Genomic DNA, 21,546 nt, shown 5'->3' with positions numbered 1-21,546 from the left:
TTGTGTTAGCCAAATTTCCACAAAAGTTAAGGTTGGGAAAGGCACTCGGTAGAGAGAAAATTTTCTGAGCTGAGCGATCGACTAAAAACTCCCTTACTATAGCGCAAGCTCAGGGAAAAAGAGCCTCAACCGCTAAATCTGTAACTCAAAACCTCAATCACCGAACCGGTTTGCGGTAAGTCAGCAGATTTGACCGAAATCGTGTCGTTATTCGATCGGCGTATCGATGTACCATCCATTAGGGCCAAGAATTCATCTAGCGACACTAAATCGCACGCAGCAGCATCAGCGGCTTGGGTTTTGAAGTGTGTGGGAATTACCATTTTCGGTTTAAGAAGTTGCACAGTTTGCTTCGCTTCCGCCGGAGTGTAAGCTTTCGGTCCTCCGCCCACGGGAATTAGCAAAATATCCGGCCGCCCGATTAAGATTTGTTCTTCTATGCCGATCGGGCCAGCGACTCCACCCAAGTGTAAAATCTTAACACCGGCTTGCTGCCACAACCAAGCCACATTCACCCCAAACCGCCTTCCTCCCTCACGGTCTTTTTGTGTGCGAATGCCTTGAATCTTCAGCCCGTTAGACCTATAAGTGCCTGGTTCGTACAAAAGACCAGGATTGCCCGAAAATCCGTCTACCGCCCCTTCATCGAGCAATCTGCTGCTAATCAGAATCAAATCAGTTGGCACTTTAGGAGAACGATAGCCTGCCGTACAGCCCAGGGGGCGAAAAGGATTCACCAGCACCCTCGCACCGCCACCGGCGAACAAGAAGCAAGTGTGCCCCAACCACTGAACCGACAAAGAATCAGCAGTTTGAGCTTGATAGCTTTCCCATCCAGAAGGCAAACCAGTGAAGAAAGCCGCTAGCAAACCCGTCTGTGCGTAACGTATTAATTGTCGCCGTTTCATCTTTTGGTTGCGGTTATCGGGTGTTGGTCGTATGACGTTATACCATAAAATGCCACAACGTGCGAAATGTGCGATCGAGTTTTATGGTAAATTGCGTAATGCGTACTCTACAAATCCAGAGAAACTCAACTAAGGAACGACAATTTAATAACTTAAACATTTTATATAATCCTTTTTGCTATAAGCTGCGAGGTAAAATGAGGCAGAGCCTCAAGATATTCGTTACCAGGAAGAGCCTGGTAACAAGAAATAAGCTGGCTGTGTCTGTCTTCTTCCTTCTTCCTTCTTCTTTGTTCCGACTTACTTCACGCTTGATTTCTTCCTGACATCCGTTACATCCGTTACATAATCCGTTGCCGAACTTCCTTCTACTTAAAGCCGTTCCAAAAAATTCCGTAATAATTGCTTTCCGGAAGTAGTCAAAATACTTTCCGGGTGAAACTGTACGCCTTCAATGTGGGGATATTCCCGATGCCGCACGCCCATAATCGTGCCATCTTCCACCCAAGCTGTAACTTCCAAAACTTCTGGACAACTCTGCTTTTCAATTACCAAACTATGATAGCGAGTTGCAATCATCGGCGATTCTACACCTACAAAAACTCCGACTCCTGCGTGTTCTACCTGAGAAGTTTTGCCGTGCATTAATACTGGTGCGGAAACAATGTTGCCGCCGAATACTTGACCGATACTTTGATGTCCGAGACACACGCCTAAAATTGGCAGAGTCGGCCCCAATTCTGCGATCAATTTCAGAGAAATCCCCGCATCTTCCGGCCGTCCCGGGCCTGGAGAAATCACCACTGCTGCGGGCTGCAATCGGCGAATGTCTGATAAGGAAATTTGGTCGTTGCGGTAGACTTGGACTTCTTTTGCTACGGGCAAATCAGCACCTAGTTCTCCTAGGTACTGTACCAAATTGTATGTAAAACTGTCGTAGTTATCGATGACTATAATCACGGGTTAAATTGGATTTTAGGTTTGAGATTTTTGATTTTAGATTGACTCGCTGCCTGAATGCAATAGTTTGAAGATTTTAGATAGATGCCCGAGATTAAAATAGCTGCAATATGTTACGAATCAAACCAAAAATCTCAAATTTGTCATCTAAAACCTAAAATTTAGCTTGCCCAGTCAAGTTTACTAACGGACGATCGCAATTTGAACAACTACCCACAACGGAGGAAGCAGCAGTGCACCAGCTACAATCGCCGCAGCCATTGCCGATACCAATACGGCTCCGGCAGCGCAGTCTTTGGCAATTTTCGCGAGTTCGTGGTAAGATTGCCCGACGGTTAAGTCTACCACTGATTCGATCGCCGTATTCAACAATTCCATTGCTAAAACTATACCAATTGTGACGCCGATCACTGATATTTCTACAGGTTTGAGGTGCAAAAATAGTCCGAGTCCGATCGCCAAAGTTCCTATAACAGTGTGAATCCGAAAATTGCGCTGAGTTTCAAAAGCATAGATCAAGCCACCCCAAGCATACCGAAAACTCGTAGCTAAGCTAGATGCGATTTTCCAGGAAAGCTCTCGCTTGTATTTCAAGGCTTTTTTAGGCTCGTGGACTGTAGGCATGGCAGAATCTGGAGGCACGATCGCAAACGGTGGGATGTTTGATGAAATTGACGGTTGATCTAGTGTCATAAACAACCAACTTTAAGTTACAGAGATTAACGAAAGCTAGACTTTGAAAATTTCCTTCACTAAGTCTAGTTAACTTTCCTAAGTTTTTACTAAAGTTTTGGTATGATTTCAGAAAGTTATGTTTGGCTTGACATGATTGGTTAAGTCACCATCAACGTCAGTTATGCTGTTTGGATCTCAAGTCCGATCGCCCGCAGCAGTGTTTCTTGTCGATCGAGCATTTGAGTCAGACTCTCCTCATCCGGGTGATCCCAGCCCAAAAGATGTAGAAAACCGTGGGATGCGAGCCAAGCTAGTTCAGTCTTCAGGGGATGTCCTTGCTGCTGGGCTTGTCGCTGCGCTGTATCGATCGAGATTACGATATCACCCAAGTATAGAGGTTCCGATGACTGGATTTCCTCTAGCTGAGGACAGTCTACCTCTAAAGCTGCGAAAGCTAGGACATCGGTCGATCGATCTTGTTGGCGATACTGGGCGTTGAGGGCTTGGATATCAGCATCGGCGGTTAAACGCAGACTGACTTCGTAGCCAGGGGCCTCTGGCACATCTGCTTCCTGGTTTTCTAGCCAAATGCTAAACCAATTTTCCCAGGTTTCGGCGGCAATCTCCCCGCTGGGTTGATTCTCCGGGAGGTTGTCAGCGTCGGCTAGTCCATAACAGTCTTCGACGTTCACCTCAATTAGCATTTTTGGGTTCTTTTGTCAAGGGATGTATTGAGTTTTTTGATAAGTGAAAATTGGGCGGGGTAATCGACTTTTTGCTTTTAGGAGGCAGATTACAATAATCTGCTGAAGATTGCAATGGGTCGATCGCACGATCGGATCAAACGGCGCGGTATTTAACCCGCTCTTAGAGTGCGTGAGTGTCTGTACCGACGCGGTTTCAACCGGTATTCTAAGAGTTGAAATAGCGATCGAGAAAAGCCAAACCGACGAGTACGCCCAAAAGTCCAGCCGCCGTCAAAGCAAAATGAAACAGAGAAGTCGCCCGCTTGCGAACCATATTCCGCATCGCTAGCTTGACATAACTCGGTGGAGGTGCATTGTTTGTGGGGGCGATCGGGGTTTCGGGGGCGGACTCGGAGGCGGCGGGAGTTGTGGAGGGAGGTTGAGTCATAGCGGTTATTTTAGAAGGTTAACACCAGAGGCTGCGGAGGACAGACTCGCCACGATGTTAACAAATTTGTAACGTTTTGTGTAGGATTTTTTAGCTTTCGGATGGCAGGAGGCTGGTTTCGCGCAGCAGAGAATCGGCCCAAACAGCATCGGATTCTGAAAGTGCAGGGACTAACTGGGCCGTATAATCGAGGGTAAAGTCATAGGCGGCGCGATCGTACACTGTATTCAGCAACGCCTGCAAATCGACGATCGGCTCAACATCGCCTCCCCGCAAAGGCAACGGAAAACAAGGGCTCGCATCTGGTAGATTAAATAAGTATAAATCCGCCCCAGGTCTTTGATTGCTCCGACTCACCAAAATTCGATAATGGGCTGCAATATCATTATCCAAAACTGGGAGAGGTTCCCAACCCCGCAACAAATCAATCTCCACAAAATTAGTGCGACTTCCGAATATCTTATCCCGCTTTTCCTCATACATTTCGCGCCCTTTTCCCGGACGTTTATTAGCAGGTGAAAGCACCTCAATTACCGTCACAACTTCCTTCGTTGCCATATCTATAACCTCTAAATATCCTTCTCTCAACTCCTCAGACATTGCTAATCTTACTTTCAAAGGTTCAGTAGTTCGTGTAGCCACAGCTACATTAGATGTACTTAAATTTCTCGGAATCGGATTGTGCGGGATCGAAACATCAGGAATCCCGACTAACAGCGATTGTTCTCCCTTAATTTCATAAATTCGCTTTTCAATAGCCACTCGATATTTGGGGATCAGTTGGGGAACTAAAGACTCCTGAATCATGCCAATCAGCAAGTGATGTACTTCTGGCCAAAAGTCAGGGCTTTCTAAATAGGGATTCATTCCCGGAAATGGATTAGGCATTGATTTAACTCCTGTTGATTGACCTACTGAGGACTTATGCAGGGGTAGCTAGAAACCGGGTTTTTTCGAGAAGATCGATACACCACCCAAAAACTGCGAAAAACCCAGTTTCTTTGATTTTGGGTGTGGCCAGAAACCGGGTTTTTTCCGATAAAAGCGATACACCACCCAGAAACTGCGAAAAACCCGGTTTCTTTGATTTTAATGCGTTCAGCCACTGTTATCATCCCCTCAATCCCCTCTCCCGCAACCAAGCATCAGCCCAAACAGCATCGGGTTCGGCAAGCGGCGGCACGGGTTCGGTAGTATAATCGATTCTAAAATCATAGGCGGCGCGATCGTACAAATCATTCAACAACGCCTGTAAATCTACAATTGGTTCCGCATCGCCGCGCAAAGGCAAAGGAAAAGCCGGAATTGCATCCGGTAGATTAAACAAATACAAATCAGCCATAGGGCGACAATCTCCCCGACTCACCAAAATTCGGTAACTTCCCTCAATATTGTCCCCAAAAACAGGCAGAGGTTGGTAACTTCGCAGCAAGTCAATTTCCACTAAGTGCGATCGCCCTGCGAACACTTTATACCGCTTTTCCTCATACATCTCGCGCCCTTTACCGCGCTTGTTTGTCGGCGAAAGCACTTCTATTACTGTAACTACTTTCCGAGTTTCCTGTTCGATTACCTGCAAATAACTTTCTCTAACTTCCACTGTTGTAGGCACTCTCACTCTCAAAGCCGTCACAGGCGATGCCATAACAGCGACATTTCCAGTGCTAGAAGTTGCTTGAATTGGCGATCGCTGCACCGCCACATCGGGAATACCGACTAATAAAGCATCTTCCCCGCTGATTTGATAAATTCTTTGTTCAATGTCCACCAAATACTTAGGTAGCAGTTGCGGAGTCAAAAAATCTGCGATCGCCACTATCAAGCGATTGTGAACAGCCCGCCAAAATTCAGGACTTTCTAAATAAGGATTCATCCCCGGAAATGGATTAGGCATAGAAATTTTAGTTGGGAAAGCGGGCAGTTTTTGCTGAGTTTGTACCCTTGATAGCTCCATAATAAACCATTAGCTCAAACGCCTTTCGGCAAATCACCGTTTTAGCTAGCACAAAGCAACGCTGACGCCGCTTGACGAGCGTACTGTGCCGCCGCCGGCCCGCCCTCCATACTTGCCATTACAATTGCTCCCCCGAACAAAATTACAAATTGCTGCGAAAATTCTTCTGAATTAGGCGAGCCAGCCTCCTCAGCAAGCTTCTGCACGTAAGTGCGAATTGCGTGTCTCGGGCCAAGTGCGGCCCGGTGTGCCGGATGTTCTGAATCAGCGAGTTCCGCCACGGCATTGATAAAAGGACAGCCGCGAAACTCAGGACTTCCAAACCACTCTTCCAACACGTCAAACATCGCAATTAGCCGCTCTTTCGCAGTGCTTCCCCGCTGTTCAACAGCCCCAAAAAACCAGCGGCACCACTGTTCGTCTCGATACCGCACAGTTTCTAAAATGAGTTGGTCTTTTGAGGGGAAGTGCTTGTAAAGCGTCATCTTGGCAACTCCAGAAGAGGCAATCACCTCATCAACGCCAACGTTGCGGATGCCTTTGCGGTAAAAAAGCTCTGAAGCTGTGGACAAAATTTTCTCGCGGGTCTTGCTAGATTTCGGTGGCATAAGTTATTCTATACAGACAGGTCTGTATATATTACAGGCTAGAAAGAATAGGACTTGCGCAGACTGAGGCTGTCCTGTTGACTTTTTGCAGTGGCAATTCAGCAATTGCCCCTACAAATAAAGCCTGATGCGCAAATCCTAAACCAAATAAACACAAACTATTTCTATTATGGCAACAACATCGAAAAAACCGGATCTGAGCGATCCAAAATTGCGGGCTAAGCTAGCAAAGGGCATGGGTCACAATTACTACGGCGAACCAGCTTGGCCCAACGAACTGCTTTATATTTTTCCAGTAGTAATGCTGGGGACATTTGCCCTCTGCGCTGGCTTAGCAGTTCTCGACCCCGCTGCGGTGGGGGAACCGGCCAACCCCTTTGCAACCCCCCTAGAAATTCTCCCAGAATGGTACTTGTACCCAGTTTTTCAAATCCTCCGCATTGTTCCCAACAAGTTGTTAGGAATTGTGGCAATGATTGCGATTCCGCTAGGTTTGATGCTAATTCCCTTCATCGAGAATGTCAACAAATTTCAAAATCCATTTCGCCGTCCAATTGCGATGGCAGTTTTCTTGTTCGGAACTTTAGTTGCCATTTGGCTGGGAATTGGTGCTACTTTCCCTATTGAGAAATCTCTCAATTTAGGGTTGTTTTGAGTTCGATATTTAATCGCAGATTAACGCAGATATACGAGGATACATCAAATATCATTATCTGCGTTAATCCCCGTGCATCGGCGGTTAAAAAAATCCCTTAAAAATCGCCGTAACTACTAATAGCAGCCTGCAATCTCCCAAGAACTTCATCAACCGAAATCGACCCCAACTCCCCAGAAGCACGAGTCCGAATATTCAAACTATTCGCCTCAACCTCCTTAGCACCCACGACACACATCACCGGAATTTTATCCTTCTCAGCATTGCGAATCAACTTGCCCAAACGCTCGCTACTCTCAACTTCCGCGCGAATATTCAGCGCCTTCATCCTCGCTTCCACTTCCTTAGCAAACGGCAAAAACTCCTCGCTGACAGGCAACAACCGCACCTGAATCGGCGCTAACCATATCGGGAAATCCCCCGCATACTGTTCGATCAAAATCCCGATTAAGCGTTCCAAAGAACCAAAAGGAGCGCGGTGAATCATTACTGGACGCTGGCGACTGCCGTCTTCAGAAACGTATTGCAAATCAAAACGTTCAGGCAAATTGTAATCTACCTGAACAGTTCCCAATTGCCATTCTCTATCCAACACATCTTGGAAAATGAAATCGAGTTTCGGCCCGTAAAAAGCTGCTTCCCCAATTCCCTCAAAATAATTCATGCCCAAAGTTTCCACCGCGCGGCGGATCGCACCTTGCGCCTTTTCCCAAGCTTCATCGGAACCGATGTATTTCTCTAAATTTTCTGGATCTCGGAAACTCAAACGCGCCTTAAAATTCTTCAGTTGCAGGCTCTTGAATACTGACAGAATCAAATCCACCACACTCAAGAATTCCGCATCCAACTGTTCCGGCGTGACAAACAAGTGGGAATCGTCCACCGTAAAGCCGCGAACTCTGGTCAAACCGCCCAATTCTCCCGATTGTTCGTAGCGGTAAACTGTGCCAAATTCTGCTAAGCGCATCGGCAATTCCCGATAGGAACGCAGTTCGCTTTTATAAATTTGAATGTGAAAAGGGCAGTTCATGGGTTTCATGACAAAACCCTGTTCGTTGGCTGCCGATTCTGCATCTTCCGCCATCAGCGGAAACATATCTTCTTTGTATTTCTGCCAATGTCCAGAAATTTTGAACAAATCGACTCTAGCAATGTGCGGAGTCACTACTTGCAAATAGCCGCGCTTGATTTGTTCTTGTTTCAAGAAATCTTCTAAAATACTTCTCAAAATAGTGCCTTTGGGCGTCCACAAAGGCAAACCGGGGCCCACCGGATCGGCAAAAATAAACAAGCCTAATTCTTTGCCTAATTTGCGGTGATCGCGTCTTAAGGCTTCTGCTTTGCGGTGCTTGTAGGCTTCCAATTGTTCGGGTGTTTCCCAAGCAGTGCCGTAAATCCGCTGCAATTGAGCTTTGGTTTCGTCGCCGCGCCAGTAGGCGCCTGCTAGGCTTTCAAGCTCGATCGCCCTTCCGTTCAACTCACTGGTATTATCCAAGTGGGGCCCAGCGCACAAATCCCACCATTCGTCACCCAAATGGTACAGAGTAATCGGTTCAATCAAACCCGCCAAAATTTCTAATTTGTAAGGTTCGTTTATCTGCTTAATTCGGCGTTCCGCTTCCTCGCGGGTGACTTCTTCCCGAATTACAGGCAATTTGCGATTGATGATTTTGATCATTTCTTTTTTAATTGCTTTGAGATCCTTTTCGGTAAAAGGTTCGGGGCAATCAAAATCGTAATAGAAACCATTTTCAATCCAAGGGCCGATTGTGACTTGGGCCTTGGGGAATAACTTCTGCACCGCCATCGCCATAACGTGAGATGTCGTGTGGCGAATTTTTTTTAGTTGTTCCGACTCACTCGTGCGGAGCAACTCAATCTTAACGGACTCTTCTGGAGCGTTCATGGATTCTGAGCTAGACATCGGCTGAATTATCAATTAATTTAGTTGCACTTGCTTCTATATTACTCAGGTTGGGACAGCAAGCGCCGACTTCCGGCTGGGGAACTGTTACAGGAGTGCTAACTAACCGTAGGGTGCGTCAGCGGGGCCAAGTCTTTAGTCTGGGGTAGTCAGATTCAGCCGGCTGACGCACCCTACAATCTAACCGTAGGGTGCGTCAGCGGGGCCAAGTCTTTAGTCTGGGGTAGTTACATTCAGCCGGCTGACGCACCCTACAATCTAACCCTTCGATCGTCATTTCCGGTTCCCCCCTTCTGAAGGGGGGCGCCGGGGGGATCGGCGGCCTAATCGTCAGACAGCAGACGGGTAGTGCGTTTGACCTTAAGTTGATACCTGTGGATGTTCTTGATTTTTGAAACTGTTGCTTTTGTTGTTTTCTGTATAACAAGCCTTCAGCTATACAGGCGCTGTATGAGCCGATATTTGGCAAAATTTGGGGATTTTGACTCAAAAATCGCTGCTGACACTGTTAAGTTTATGCACACCCACTGACTAATTTTTGTTAAATTATTGAATTTTTGTTAAAAATATGTTACAATTTGTAAAGCACGTTTAAGGTTAGAATAAATAAATAACCCAATTTTAATCCATGCTTAATTCCAACGTGCCCGAATCAGAATTGCTAAAAGCGTTACTGGAACCGCTGTTAGAGGATTTTAAATACTGGTTTGAGCGATCGACCACCTTCTTAGAAACTGAGGAAATTCATTTTCTGAGCGACGAAGATCAATCCGACTTGCTGGCGCGAGTGAAACAGGCTCAGCAAGAAGTAGGCGCAGCTAAAGCTCTATTTCAAGCAACCGGAGGGCAAGTTGCCATTGAAACCGCAGCACTCATGCCGTGGCACAGACTGCTCGCCGAATGCTGGCAAGTATCGGCGCGCTTTCGCTCATCGCAGTCACATTCCCCTGGAAAATAAAGAGGCGAGTTCAAGTTAAACCGGCAGTCAAATCCCACACCTTGGGAAATGTCTCGGCTCGCTTGACAAGCTCCAACAGATTTCCAGTTAATAAGTTATTACTTGCTGAAACACTTTTGTAAATTGCTGTGTGGCTATAACAGCCCGGAGGAGAAAATAATGTTACACCTGCTTTATATTTTAGCTTTCACCGTTCTTGCCTTTCTGGCCGTCGGTAACTTAATCCGCAGTCTAGTCACCGTAGGTATGGAGTCCCAGCGCCCCCAACAATTCAGGGCAAACAATCGCTACGCATCCTTTCCTCGCTCTCAAGCCGTACCCCATCCAGAACTGTTAGACGAATATGGAAATCTTGTCAACGAACCGCTGTTAGTCATGCGTTCGCTGACTGTCCAAGACGCCCGCGAACAATTAGATGCTCTTTACAAATCATCTCCCGGCGGCAGCGACGAAGGCGGCGAACTGGCCTGATTCATCGCACTCCGAGCATTTATACTCAGAGCCGATCGCCCTAAAAAAAATAATTGGCCGTTAGTTTATAACTAACGGTCAATTTGTAGTGAGTTTTGAGAGATACTTAAAAGGGATCGATCATAAGTTAAGTTCGATCGCTCCCGTTTTGTCATCGGCAAAAGTGCACGTTTTAAAGCTAGATGATCGTCCCAATTTCGCTACTGGCAGAACTTCTGCAAGCTTTGCCCCAACTCCGGGCACAAATTTATTTCAAATCTTCCATGACAGCGCTGTCTCACGCGATGGAAGACTTGGTTTTGGCGGGTTCCGACGACGAACCCCTAGTCATTGCCAGCTTTCAGCGAGAGCGCTTCTACCGCCAAGAAGCTCACCGCTACCGACGAATTGCCGATCGATCTTCTCAGGTATACGTGCTGGCTGCACCGGAAACTGAGTTTAAAAATTCCTCGGAATGTCACGAAAATGTGGCGTTTGCACCGGAGGACGGATTGAGTAAAGAGTGGCACTTAGTGGTGCTGGGGGAACACTACTCAACTTGTCTGATTTGTCAAGAAAAAATTGTGCCGATCGACAATCAGGACGATCGCGGGCCGCTGTTGATGGATCAAGCTCGCAGATTTGAAGGAATTTGGACGTTCGACAGAGAGGTAAGCTGCAAAGCTGCCGAGTTGTTGCTGGATAGAATAGTAATATATCGCCCGGAATTGGCAGAAAAGATCGATCGAGCGCGCGCAACTTACAATCTGGGCCAAAAACCCAAAAAAACGCGGAAATCCGCAGCTTCTAAAACAGCAAAACCCAAAAAAATTGCGGCCAAAGACTCAAGAATTCCCAATCCCAAATTGAGCGACGCTTTTGCTGAACGCTTAGTCACCTACTTGCAAGCAGGCCAGCACAAACTGCTGAAAGCATACAGCGCGATCGCCGCCCAGGAACGCAAAGAACGCCTCGTAAACTTAATTACCACTGCCATGCGGCAGTCTCTCAACCCGCAAGAAATCGTCGAAGTCGCAGTCCAAGAATTGGGAACAGCCCTGTCAGCAAGCCGCTGTTTGATTTATCGGTGCAAAGCCACAGATATTGTCGTCAAAATAGATCGCGAGTTTTTGCGTGTCGGCGCTACTTCTCTGCTAAATCAGACTTGGCCGTTGCAGGAAAATCCCATATTTCGGGACGCAGTAACGCGACAAGAGCGAGTTTACATCCAAGACACAGCACAACACCCGCAGATTGTCAATACAAAATCCCTCGGCGAAATTGTCAAAAATTGGCAAATTGTCTCTTGGTTGATGGTGCCAGTGCTTTATCAGGGGCGGGTGTTGGGGATGGTGGAAATGCACCAGTGCCGATCGACTTCGCCTTGGGAAGAAGACGAAATTGCTCTCGTAGAGGCGATCGCCACCCAACTCGGAGCAGCCTTAATTCAAGCGGAAACCTACGCTCATTTAGAAGAACTCAACCAACAATTAGAAGCATTAGACCGCACTCGCAGCAATCTAATTGCCATCACAGGTCACGAACTCCGCACACCACTTTCTACCATTCAAGTGTGTCTAGAAAGTTTGAACTCCGAGCCAGATATGCCCCAAGAATTGCGGCAAATAATGTTAGAAACAGCCCTCGGTGATGCTGACCGAATGCGGAAACTCGTGCAGGATTTCTTAACTCTTTCTCACTTAGAAAGCGGGCGAGTTCAATGGAATGTAGAATCGCTGACACTGCAAGAATGCGTTGACTTGGCCCTCAGCAGCGTGCGATCGCGCGGCGGAGTCGATCGACAATTACCCGAAATTATCGCCGAAGTGTCCGCAGAATTGCCCCTAGTGCAAGCAGACGGCGAATGGTTGGTGGAGGTGCTCTCCAAACTCCTAGACAACGCTTGCAAATTCACCACACCCCAGGGAAGCGTCACAGTACGCGCGAAATGCAACGGTTCTCGGATGGTGGAAGTGCTCGTATCCGATACGGGGAGGGGAATAGAGGCGAATAGTTTGAAAGTAGTGTTCGATCGATTTTATCAAGAAGAAGGAGCATTGCGGCGCAGCGCCGGCGGCACCGGTTTGGGATTAGCAATTTGCAAGCAAATTGTTGCCGGCTGGGGCGGTAAAATTTGGGTAGATTCCCCAGGAAAAGACCGAGGAAGCGAATTTCACTTTACAATTCCAATGGTTTGACTAATGACTGATCCTATAGAGTCCGAGCGATCGACCAGAATAAAATAGGTTCGTAGTGAGGACTTTAGTCCTATGATTGTGCGGACTAAAGTCCTCACTACAAACCATTTTTATGACTTGAAATTCAAGAAAAATGACCAATAGACCTCTTGCAAAAATAGTTAGGAACGGGCTCTTCTGCCCGTTCCACAAAGATATTTGTTTGTGGAACGGGCCGGAGAGCCTGTTCCTAAAGTTGATTAAAAAGACTTTTGCAAGAGGTCTAATGACCAATGACAACTGACAACTGACTAATGACAACTGACTAATGACAACTGACTAATGACAACTGACTAATGACAACTGACAACTGACAACTGACAACTGACAACTGACAACTGACTACATAGGAAGACTAATCACAAACTCTGTCCCACCTCCTAACGAAGACAAACATTCCAAAGTTCCTCCATGTTTTTCAGTGACTATCTGATAGCAAATAGACAGTCCCAATCCCGTACCTTTACCTTCTGCTTTAGTTGTAAAAAATGGCGTAAACAATTTTTCTATGACTGATTCTGGCATTCCCAGTCCATTGTCAGCAATCTGAATCACAATAGTGTCGATGATGTCCGGTTCTTGCTCGCAAACACCCACCGTAGAAATCATAATTGTATTCGGATTTTGTTCAAGTTCTGCGTAGGTTTTTCCGGCATTGGATTCTTCCAAAGCATCGATCGCATTAGCAATCAAATTCATAAATACTTGATTGATTTGTCCCGGATGGCATTTGAATTGTGGCAAATCACCGTAATGTTTAATAATTTTAATGGCCGGTCTGTTGTGCTTGGCCTTGAGGCGGTGAGATAAAATCATTAAAGTAGTTTCCAGGCCTTCATGGATGTCAACTGCTCTTTTATCCTGACTGTCGGTGCGGGAATAGTTCCGCAGAGATTGCATAACGTCGCGGATGCGATCGATTCCCATCTTCATGGACGCCGTAGTTTTCGGCAAGTCGGCTAATAGATATTCTAGGTCGATCGATGCAATTTCTTCTTCAATTTCTGCTCCCGGTTCGGGAAACTTTTCTTGATAAATATTCACCAACTTAATTAAATCATCAATATATTCTTGGATGTGATGCAAGTTCCCAGAAATAAAACCAATAGGATTGTTTACTTCGTGCGCTACTCCAGCCACCAGTTGTCCGAGTTGCGAGATTTTTTCTGTTTGAACTAATTGCGCTTGAGTTTGTTGCAGTTCGATTAGTATGACTTCTAAATTTTCAGCTTTGTCTCTCAGTTGAGCTTCTGATGTTTGTAAAGCTTGTTCCGCTGCTTTGCGCTGGCTGATATCGCGAATCACTGACAAAGCATGGGGTTTCCCTCTGTATTCAAAAAACTTTGCTCTTACCTCAAGATCAAATTCTGTACCGTCTTTGCGCCGCACCACAGCTTGACAATAAAATTCTTGTCGGGAGCTGATGGTTGTCATAAACTCGTCGAAGATATATACGTAGTTAGGGTGCAGGACACTTGAGATACTTAAGCTCAAAAATTCTTCCAGACAATAACCGTAAATTTCGCAGGCTATGGGGTTTGCTGCCACCATTTTTGCTGTTTCCAAATCGATTAAAATAAGTCCATCTGCTACACTATCAAAAATAGTTCGGTACTCCTCTTCTTTTTGGGCGAGTTCGGCTTGAGATTGTTGCAGATTTTCTAGGGATTCAGCTAACTGGCGGGATTTATCTTGTTCGCTAGCGTAGGAACGCGCATTTGCAATGGCAATTGCTGCTTGTGCTGTCAGCATTTCCAAAAGTGTCAAGCCTTCGCGAGTAAACGCTCCAGCGACTAAGTTGTTTTCTAAATAAACTATACCGATCGACTTTCCTTGATAGACAATTGGCACACACAAAACTGACTTAGGTTGCTGATGTTGAATGTAGGTATCGAATTGATAAAGTGTTTCTTGCGTCGCATCGACCAGCAGCAGCGGTTCCTGGGTTCTGGCTACGTAGTTGACGATAGAAAGAGGCACTTGGCAGTTATTTTTGACAGGGTGCAATTCTTCAAATATTGCATAATTCTGCGGATCGCTATCCGAGACTTCAACGAATAAGTATCCGTCTCGTTCCAAAAGAATGCACCCGGTTTGGGCACCTGCATTTTCTAAAATAATATGCAGCAGTTTTGTTAACAAGTTTTCTAAGACGATTTCGCTAGAAATAGCCTGAGAGGCTTTGATTACTGTTTTCAAATCAAAAATATTGGCATCAGTGGCGGTACTCGCAGTTGTATTTATCGTGATCCGCTCGTCCCTGATTTTGTTAAACCAATCTGGATAAGATTGTTCTAGTTGATGTACTTTGGCGGTTGCACCCCACTCGATATAGCAAAAGCGGGCATCGTTGAGATAGATTTTGGCGAGATTGGCACGATTTTCTGCTAGGTAAAATCTCGCAGCTAATTCATTAGCTAGCGCAGCATTTTGGACGAAGCCATTTTTGAGGGCGGAGGCGATCGCCCAATCATAATGTTGTGCTGCTGTATGGCTGTCTCCTGACAACCTGGCGATTTCTGCCTGAATTAATGAATATTTGTGCAGATAGTTTGCAGGACAGTGTTCTGCCAAATCTCGAAAATTCTCCAGACTAAGATTGAGCTGTTTTCGGTATAGTTTGTACTCGGTATCATTGGCGTTTGTGCAAGCAGCAGCTAGGGCGATCGCGTGATGGAACCGAAAAACTGGGTTGACAAAATGACCGGCACCACCTTTCAAAAATTCCGCGCCTGTCAGAGCATATTCTAAGGCGCGATCGACCTCGCCAAACCAATTAGCCTGGGTGAGCTTGTAAAGATAAATGACAAAAACAGTGGTAAGATCGGCTGAGGATTTTGCAAATTGTAAAAGCTGGTGTTCGTCGATGAAGGTTTCCGCCTCTGGGTTGGTTTCTGGTGAGCTGGTAAGTTGGGCGATCGCATTTTTGGTCAGCAAGTGATAAGCTAGCATATTGCGATCGACCTTTGAGAGTACGGGAATAAATTGAGCGGCAATTTCTGTAGTTTTGCTCAAACATTCGTTGCCAAAAAAGCAAACCCACAGATAATTAATCGAAGCATATCCCGACCATTGATAAGCACCTGTTTCTAAACCGCTATTGAAAGCTTTTAGCATAAAAGGCTTGCACTCATCAATATATTTCATGTAATGTAAAGTTAAAGCCCCCCACATATGAAAAATACAAGTACCTAACTCTTTATTGTCACAGCCTTCGTAGAGGTTGAGCGAGAGTTCTCCGGCGGCGCAGCCCGCCTTGATTTCGCGGTATTTGTTGACCAAGGTAAAGGCGTACAAAGTGTAACCAAAGGCGGAAAGTTGGGAATTTCCGTATAGGATGCTCGTCTGTACAAACTTCATCGCGCAGAGATATTGAGCGTTGGGACTGGTAAAATAGGCGATCGGGAAAAGTTCTTTCAAAATCCGATGAGCAGCGAGTTGTAGCGGATCGGTAAGTTCGGGTAAATCTGCTAATATATCGATCGATTGCCCGATCGTCCTCTTCGTCTCTGCTAATTCTCTGGCTAGAAATTCATCATCCGGGTACGGTTCAATCTCAACCCCCAAAGAATTTAACGTTTCAATCCCTAACTGATAAGCAGCAGATAAGTCATTCTTCATCCGCAGACAAGTTATTTTCAATTCTGCGATCGCACACTGTTCTAACAAAGTATTAGTTTGAGGCAGAATCCTGTCAATAATTGCTAAAGCTGCATCATTCTTGCCATTTAAATATTCTGCTTCTCCCAGCTCTAAATGTAGCGCGAAACTCAATGTATAATTATCTTGCCAACTTGAGACAGGCAAACAATCGCAGCCCGCTTGGAAAAAAGTAAGCGCATCTTCAAAAGCTGAAGCAGATGCGGCAGTTTTACCGGCTTGTAAATTTAATTGTGCTAATTGATAAAGTTCTTCAGGATTAGCAATCAACTCGCGAGCAAAGTTCAAATGATTGACAATATCAAAAATCAGTTCTTGGCGTTGGGCCTCATTACTTCCTTGCAACAACAAACGTCCCAGCTTCCAGTGAACCGATTGTTTTTGCGAGTCAGGAATCATCACATAAGCGGCTTGTTGAACCCGATCGTGCAAAAACTTGTAGCGCACTTTGCCGACTATTTTACCCAAATTTTCTAATTCCTGCTGCTCAAATACTTGCGGTACTCTATAGGCGCCACCTACAGGCAAAATTAACCCTACTTCCAGCGCTTCCCACAAATCTTGCGCTGTCTTTGTTAAAGATTGTTCGCTCGCTACTGACAATATATCCAAACTAAATTCGTTGTCTATACAAGCAGCCAACTGTAAAATTTTCTGAGTTGGCTCAGACAAATGTTGAATTTTTTGCACCATTAAATCCACCACATTTTCGGAAATATTCTGGTGCTGAATTTCCTGAGTGTCCCACTCCCATTCGGCAAATTTAGTGTTATAAATCAGCAGTTTTTTTTGATGCAATGAGTGCAGTAAGTGCTTGACAAATAAAGGATTGCCGTGAGTTTTTTCTACTAGCAATTTACTGAGAGATCCCGATTTTCTAGGAGAACAGTTCAAGCTGTCAGAAACTAATCGATTTACATCATAAATTGCTAAAGGTTCCAGGTGAATATTTGCGATTGAAATTCCTGTTGCCCTCATTGCCTCATTTACCAGCATGAAGGGATGCGTTGGACTTACTTCACGATCTCGATAAGCAAGAATAACCAGCAAGTAAGAGTTTTCTCCCATGCAATTGTGTTGGTACAAATTGATGGTTCCAGCATCCATCCACTGACAGTCATCGAGAAATATCACCAACGGATGTTCGGCGGTGGCAATTGCTTGGACAAACTTCTGCATGACTCGGTTGAAGCGGTTTTGAGATTCAATAGCACCGAGTTCGGGTACGGGAGGTTGCTCGCCCAAAATTAATTGTAACTCGGGAATGGCATCGATCGCAATTCGAGCATTTTTCTGCAAAGCGTTTAGTAGTGTTTGTCGCCATGCTGCTAGCTGAGTTGGGCTTTCCATCAAAATTTGCTGCACGAAATTGCCCATAGCTTGAGTAAAAGAAGCGTAGGGAACATTCCGTTTAAACTGGTCGAATTTACCGGAAATGAAATAGCCGCGCTGCCGCGTTATATCGCGGACAATTTCATGAACTAATGCAGATTTGCCGATGCCGGAATAGCCGCTTACTAGGACAATTTCACTGCTGCCTTTGCAGGCGCGATCGAATACTTCTAATAGTTCTGCTATTTGGGTTTCTCGTCCGTAGAGTTTCTGAGGAATTGACAACTGACTCAGGGCATCGAGTTCTCCGGGAATAAAGTTGGAAATTGTCCCTGAATTATTGATTTGATTTTGACAGCGTTCTAAATCCGCTAACAATCCTGTGGCACTTTGATACCTATTTTCGGCATTTTTTGCCATGAGTTTTGCCACAATTTTGGTCAAAATAGGGGGGATTTGTGGGTTTAATTGTTGCAGGGAAAGGGGTTGTTTGGCTATGTGACAGTATACCATTTCTAAGGGGTCACTGCTGGTAAATGGTAATCGTCCTGTCAGCAATTCGTAAAAGGTGACGCCGAGAGAGTAGAAATCAGTGCGGTAGTCGATGGAACGGTTCATGCGCCCGGTTTGTTCCGGAGACATATAGGCCAGGGTTCCTTCTAGGCGATGGGGATTTTTTAAGTCGGGCTGTTCTTTTCTTAACTGGGAAGCGATGCTAAAATCAGCAAGTTTTACTTGCTTTGTTTGGGGATTTATGATAATGTTATGCGGCTTAATGTCTTTATGGATGATTTGATTTTGATGCAGGAATACTAAAGCTTTTGCCAAGGGCAGGGCTGTGTTGAAAAATTCGGTAAGGGATAATGGGTAATTGGTGGCATTCGCTGCTGAAGTTTCGGTTTCGCGCCCGAATAATTCTGGTTTATCTGCTAGGATTTTGAGCCAAAATTTCAGGGATAGCCCTCCGATATCTTCTAATACTAACACTAAAGAAAAATGATTAATTTCGAGTCGATAGACTTTGATGACATATTCAGAGTCGAGATGTTTTGTGATTTGATATTCGTGTTTTAAACTGGCACTCTGTTCTAGGGTGGGACAGTCTGTGTTTAAGACTTTTAGAATGACTAACTGTTTGTCTGCTGTCGATATTGCCCGATAAATAACTGTGTTAGTTCCTTGGTGAATGAGTTCTTGTAAGTTGTAACCAGAAATCCCTGAAGCTGGCAGCATAGTTGATTTTCCTAGTAGATTATCAATCAATTCCCTATTCTAGAATGGCACATATGGAACCCAGATGAATGGCGGGCGATCGCCGCTGGGCCAACAAGCAGCTTGGAGCGATGTATCCATAGATCGCACAATTTTAAAATTACTTACGTATTTACAGGTGTTTCTTTAAAAGAGGTCGAGCGACCGAGAAATTGCAACCCTTGATTTTTCCTTCCTCCTGTGGAAGTGTTACAGGCTTTTAATGAAATCTTACAACATCGCGCCTAGCGTTGTAAATTAGTTTATCAAACTTTAATAATAAAAGTGAGGGAGTAGATAAATAGCTGGTGATGGCGAGTTGGGGAAAGCAATCGCAGAATTGGGAGATTGCTTGACCCAACAAAAAATCACAGAAATACCTGGTTTTTATAGGTAAGTAAGGCGCACTTGACTTACTTACAAAATTTTATTGTAGGGTGCAGGGGCTCGCACATTACTTACGTGTGAAAGATTATTTTAGACTGCACGCTGCGGACATTACTTAGCTAAAAACTCTTTTTGTAGGCGGCGGCCGGCGCAAATTCACAATAATTGCGTAAAAACTCGGTTTTTTAAGGAAAATAGTTGGTTAAAACCCAGAAACCCAGTTAAAAAACCGGGTTTCTGAGCGTCTCAGGGCGTAAGTCTCGATCGAGTTAGGAATGAGAATTAAATAACTTACAATTTGATGGTTCTTGTGGGATGGGCTCTTGTAGCCCGTCCCACAAACTTGTGTAAATTATTTAATTCGCGATCGACTGTCGATCGATGCACGATAGCACAGAAAAATTTTCACAGCCAAACCAGCCTCCGCTGCCACACCCCCTCTCACCCCGCCCAAAAAACGGATACAAGTTTCCGACACTCAGAGTGAAGATCCCAAAATTTTAGACTCTGGTTCGGGCTCCGGTGATTAATCTGTGGATTCAGTTGACCTGTGACCGCTTGACCTGTGACCGCTTGAGGGCACTTGACAAAGGAAGTCCGAGGATTGGAGTAATGAATCGTCTTCTTTTAATTTCTCCCGATCGGGCGGGCGGGCTTTAAACCGATTTTTTCTGGTAAATCTAAAATTATTCAATTCTTTAATCTCAAATCTAAAAATGGAAAATCGACTCACCCTCACCCTGTGAGATAGGTCTTACAGGTGATGCAGCCCGGCGGTGTTGGGCCTTAGGATCGAAAGTATCAAAGCAGATTCAGGATGCGTTTGCCCTCTTAAACCCGGTTTTTCGGCAAAATTTAGGGTTTGGCCCTAGGGATGCTTGCGAGAATGAAGTCGGAAGGTGCACGCCTCTTGAGGCGGTAAAAGTCGATCGAATCTGTTGAGACATTGGGGGCGCCAGTGTTGATTCGTGAAAAGTTGAGGATGCCAATATTTCGCCCGGAAAAGGTTTTGTGGCAGAAGAATACTCAAACCTCAAGGAAAATCGATTATGTCACCTACAACCAAGATGAAATCTACCCAAGCTATCGCCAACAAGCCGCAACTGCAATTAGGTGCTCAAGGTCAAGCGGTATTGGAACTCGAACAACTGCTAACCAAGTTGCGGGTTTACCGGCAACCTGCTAAAGGAATTTTTAACTCATCAGTTGAATTTGCCGTGAAACTGTTTCAGTTTCGGGTTTTCTTGTCGCCGGACGGCATTGTGGGGCCGCTGACTTGGGAGGCGCTTTATACTGAAGCTCCTGTGAATATGCCGGTACTTAAATTGGGCAGTTCTGGGGAAGCAGTCACTACTGTTCAGGAAGTTCTCAAGATTTCCAAGCACTATGGCGGCCAAATTGACGGCCAATTTTCTACTTTGACCCAGAAGGCTGTGCGCGCATTTCAGAAAAGCTTTGGGATGAAGGCCGACGGGATTGTCAACCAAGAAACTTGGACTGCTTTGAGTCAAATTCCGCGCGGCTATGACCCGAATTGGTTCTTGACTTAGGCTGCGGTAAATTGTGCGATGTGTGTGTGTGGGGAATTGGGGGAATGTGCGATGCTTCGGGTGCTTATAGCGCACCCGAAGCATTCCTATTTTTTTGATTGTTTTTTCGGGATTTGTGAAGATAGAATTCTATTTTATAACTTTGGTGAAAAATCCCAATTATCAATTATTAAATACTAATTAGCAATTATCATAAAAGATCGAGCGCCAAAAAACTGTTAATTTTCCTTACAATTTTGAGAACAGCGTACAGCCTTGATGATAGGATGCCGTAAAAATCCTTTGGATATATCTATGGCAGAAGAACTGACTGGACAACCTCCTCTCTTCGGCGGCAGCACCGGCGGCTTGCTGACAAAGGCGCTAGTTGAAGAGAAGTATGCTATCACTTGGACTAGCCCCAAGGAGCAGGTGTTTGAAATGCCTACAGGTGGCGCTGCGATTATGCGTCAAGGCGACAACTTGCTGTATCTGCCTCGGAAAGAGCAGTGTATCGCTTTGGGCGGCCAGCAACTGCGGGCGAAATTCAAAATCTCGAACTACAAAATTTACCGCGTTTTTCCTGACGGTTCTACTGAGTACCTGCATCCCAAGGATGGCGTGTTCCCTGAGAAGGTGAACGAAGGTCGTGTTGCTAATGGTAGTGTCCCTCGCAATATTGGCAGCAATCCCAATCCGATCAAGGTGAAGTTCACAGGTAAGAAGACCTACGATCCTTAAGCGATCGCTCTATTGCTGAGCAAAACATAAGTAATATTGCTTATTTGGGACTCAGTTAAGACTGATCCCCCCTAGCCCCCCGATAGTCGGGGGGGACAGGAGCATTCTCTTTCGTCTCCTTCTTAAAAAAGGATAGGACAAGAGCATTCTCTTTCCTCCCCCGACTATCCGGGGGATTGAGGG

Annotated in this window: 16 protein-coding genes; 6 read left to right on the top strand and 10 right to left on the bottom strand. The window is 45.4% G+C overall.

The features are described from left to right. Window positions 1-125: 125 nt before the first annotated feature. The 8 genes from QUB64_RS04130 to QUB64_RS04095 all read right to left on the bottom strand — a co-directional run bounded on the left by QUB64_RS04130 (window position 126) and on the right by QUB64_RS04095 (window position 6,239). Window positions 126-908 (bottom strand): MBL fold metallo-hydrolase, encoded by a 783-nt coding sequence (locus QUB64_RS04130; protein ID WP_333267788.1) that lies wholly within the window; start codon window positions 906-908, stop codon window positions 126-128. A gap of 372 nt (window positions 909-1,280) precedes the next feature. Further along, window positions 1,281-1,868, bottom strand: coding sequence for an anthranilate synthase component II (locus tag QUB64_RS04125; RefSeq protein ID WP_333267786.1), 588 nt, complete (start codon window positions 1,866-1,868; stop codon window positions 1,281-1,283). 183 nt (window positions 1,869-2,051) lie between these two features. Further along, on the bottom strand, window positions 2,052-2,561 hold the full coding sequence (locus QUB64_RS04120; protein ID WP_333267784.1) for a diacylglycerol kinase family protein: 510 nt from the start codon (window positions 2,559-2,561) through the stop codon (window positions 2,052-2,054). Between the two features lie 161 nt (window positions 2,562-2,722). Further along, the gene (gene ybeY, locus QUB64_RS04115; RefSeq protein WP_333267782.1) at window positions 2,723-3,247 is read right to left on the bottom strand and encodes an rRNA maturation RNase YbeY; all 525 of its coding nucleotides are present in this window, start codon (window positions 3,245-3,247) and stop codon (window positions 2,723-2,725) included. Between the two features lie 208 nt (window positions 3,248-3,455). Then, entirely contained in the window at window positions 3,456-3,677 is a 222-nt protein-coding gene (locus QUB64_RS04110; protein ID WP_333267780.1) for a DUF3285 domain-containing protein, read from the bottom strand. Window positions 3,678-3,767: 90 nt separating this feature from the next. Further along, entirely contained in the window at window positions 3,768-4,565 is a 798-nt protein-coding gene (locus QUB64_RS04105) for a DUF4058 family protein (RefSeq protein ID WP_333267777.1), read from the bottom strand. A gap of 223 nt (window positions 4,566-4,788) precedes the next feature. Next, entirely contained in the window at window positions 4,789-5,571 is a 783-nt protein-coding gene (locus tag QUB64_RS04100; RefSeq protein ID WP_333267775.1) for a DUF4058 family protein, read from the bottom strand. Between the two features lie 101 nt (window positions 5,572-5,672). Then, entirely contained in the window at window positions 5,673-6,239 is a 567-nt protein-coding gene (locus QUB64_RS04095; protein WP_333267773.1) for a TetR/AcrR family transcriptional regulator, read from the bottom strand. Between the two features lie 169 nt (window positions 6,240-6,408). On the opposite strand from QUB64_RS04095, the gene petD reads away from it, so the two are divergent. Next, window positions 6,409-6,894 (top strand): cytochrome b6-f complex subunit IV, encoded by a 486-nt coding sequence (gene petD, locus QUB64_RS04090; RefSeq protein WP_333267771.1) that lies wholly within the window; start codon window positions 6,409-6,411, stop codon window positions 6,892-6,894. A 97-nt stretch (window positions 6,895-6,991) separates the two neighbouring features. Here the strand turns inward: petD and thrS are convergent, their stop codons facing one another. Then, a complete protein-coding gene (thrS, locus tag QUB64_RS04085; RefSeq protein WP_333267768.1) occupies window positions 6,992-8,818 on the bottom strand; it encodes a threonine--tRNA ligase in 1,827 nt (608 codons plus the stop codon). Window positions 8,819-9,446: 628 nt separating this feature from the next. On the opposite strand from thrS, the gene QUB64_RS04080 reads away from it, so the two are divergent. From QUB64_RS04080 to QUB64_RS04070, 3 genes are all read left to right on the top strand, one after another. Next, entirely contained in the window at window positions 9,447-9,776 is a 330-nt protein-coding gene (locus QUB64_RS04080) for a DUF2605 domain-containing protein (protein WP_333267766.1), read from the top strand. A gap of 159 nt (window positions 9,777-9,935) precedes the next feature. After that, window positions 9,936-10,247, top strand: a complete 312-nt coding sequence (locus QUB64_RS04075) for a DUF2973 domain-containing protein (protein ID WP_333267764.1) — start codon at window positions 9,936-9,938, stop codon at window positions 10,245-10,247. A gap of 182 nt (window positions 10,248-10,429) precedes the next feature. Further along, window positions 10,430-12,424, top strand: a complete 1,995-nt coding sequence (locus QUB64_RS04070) for a DICT sensory domain-containing protein (RefSeq protein WP_333267762.1) — start codon at window positions 10,430-10,432, stop codon at window positions 12,422-12,424. A 381-nt stretch (window positions 12,425-12,805) separates the two neighbouring features. On the opposite strand, the gene QUB64_RS04065 is transcribed toward QUB64_RS04070, so the two are convergent. After that, on the bottom strand, window positions 12,806-18,688 hold the full coding sequence (locus QUB64_RS04065; protein ID WP_333267760.1) for an AAA family ATPase: 5,883 nt from the start codon (window positions 18,686-18,688) through the stop codon (window positions 12,806-12,808). A 1,454-nt stretch (window positions 18,689-20,142) separates the two neighbouring features. Between QUB64_RS04065 and QUB64_RS04060 the strand changes: the two genes are divergently transcribed. Together QUB64_RS04060 and QUB64_RS04055 are read left to right on the top strand one after the other, a co-directional pair. Continuing rightward, window positions 20,143-20,643 (top strand): peptidoglycan-binding domain-containing protein, encoded by a 501-nt coding sequence (locus QUB64_RS04060; RefSeq protein WP_333267758.1) that lies wholly within the window; start codon window positions 20,143-20,145, stop codon window positions 20,641-20,643. A 294-nt stretch (window positions 20,644-20,937) separates the two neighbouring features. Then, window positions 20,938-21,363: a photosystem I reaction center subunit II PsaD gene (locus tag QUB64_RS04055; RefSeq protein ID WP_333267756.1), complete on the top strand. Its 426-nt coding sequence runs from the start codon at window positions 20,938-20,940 to the stop codon at window positions 21,361-21,363. Window positions 21,364-21,546 lie beyond the last annotated feature (183 nt).

The sequence above is a fragment of the Microcoleus sp. Aus8_D2 genome, from assembly GCF_036702665.1.
In the GTDB taxonomy this organism is placed as follows: Bacteria; Cyanobacteriota; Cyanobacteriia; order Cyanobacteriales; family Microcoleaceae; genus Microcoleus.
The sequence above is the reverse complement of the archived record's forward strand: the minus strand, read 5'-3'. Positions and strand labels throughout refer to the sequence as shown.

Bases quoted from the DNA above. Each gene is read 5' to 3' on its own strand.
- QUB64_RS04130 (WP_333267788.1), bottom strand. From the start codon at position 908: ATGAAACGGCGACAATTAATACGTTACGCACAGACGGGTTTGCTAGCG.
- QUB64_RS04120 (WP_333267784.1), bottom strand. From the start codon at position 2,561: ATGACACTAGATCAACCGTCAATTTCATCAAACATCCCACCGTTTGCG.
- ybeY (WP_333267782.1), bottom strand. From the start codon at position 3,247: ATGCTAATTGAGGTGAACGTCGAAGACTGTTATGGACTAGCCGACGCT.
- QUB64_RS04110 (WP_333267780.1), bottom strand. From the start codon at position 3,677: ATGACTCAACCTCCCTCCACAACTCCCGCCGCCTCCGAGTCCGCCCCC.
- QUB64_RS04105 (WP_333267777.1), bottom strand. From the start codon at position 4,565: ATGCCTAATCCATTTCCGGGAATGAATCCCTATTTAGAAAGCCCTGAC.
- QUB64_RS04100 (WP_333267775.1), bottom strand. From the start codon at position 5,571: ATGCCTAATCCATTTCCGGGGATGAATCCTTATTTAGAAAGTCCTGAA.
- QUB64_RS04095 (WP_333267773.1), bottom strand. From the start codon at position 6,239: ATGCCACCGAAATCTAGCAAGACCCGCGAGAAAATTTTGTCCACAGCT.
- petD (WP_333267771.1), top strand. From the start codon at position 6,409: ATGGCAACAACATCGAAAAAACCGGATCTGAGCGATCCAAAATTGCGG.
- thrS (WP_333267768.1), bottom strand. From the start codon at position 8,818: ATGTCTAGCTCAGAATCCATGAACGCTCCAGAAGAGTCCGTTAAGATT.
- QUB64_RS04080 (WP_333267766.1), top strand. From the start codon at position 9,447: ATGCTTAATTCCAACGTGCCCGAATCAGAATTGCTAAAAGCGTTACTG.
- QUB64_RS04075 (WP_333267764.1), top strand. From the start codon at position 9,936: ATGTTACACCTGCTTTATATTTTAGCTTTCACCGTTCTTGCCTTTCTG.
- QUB64_RS04070 (WP_333267762.1), top strand. From the start codon at position 10,430: ATGATCGTCCCAATTTCGCTACTGGCAGAACTTCTGCAAGCTTTGCCC.
- QUB64_RS04065 (WP_333267760.1), bottom strand. From the start codon at position 18,688: ATGCTGCCAGCTTCAGGGATTTCTGGTTACAACTTACAAGAACTCATT.
- QUB64_RS04060 (WP_333267758.1), top strand. From the start codon at position 20,143: ATGTCACCTACAACCAAGATGAAATCTACCCAAGCTATCGCCAACAAG.
- QUB64_RS04055 (WP_333267756.1), top strand. From the start codon at position 20,938: ATGGCAGAAGAACTGACTGGACAACCTCCTCTCTTCGGCGGCAGCACC.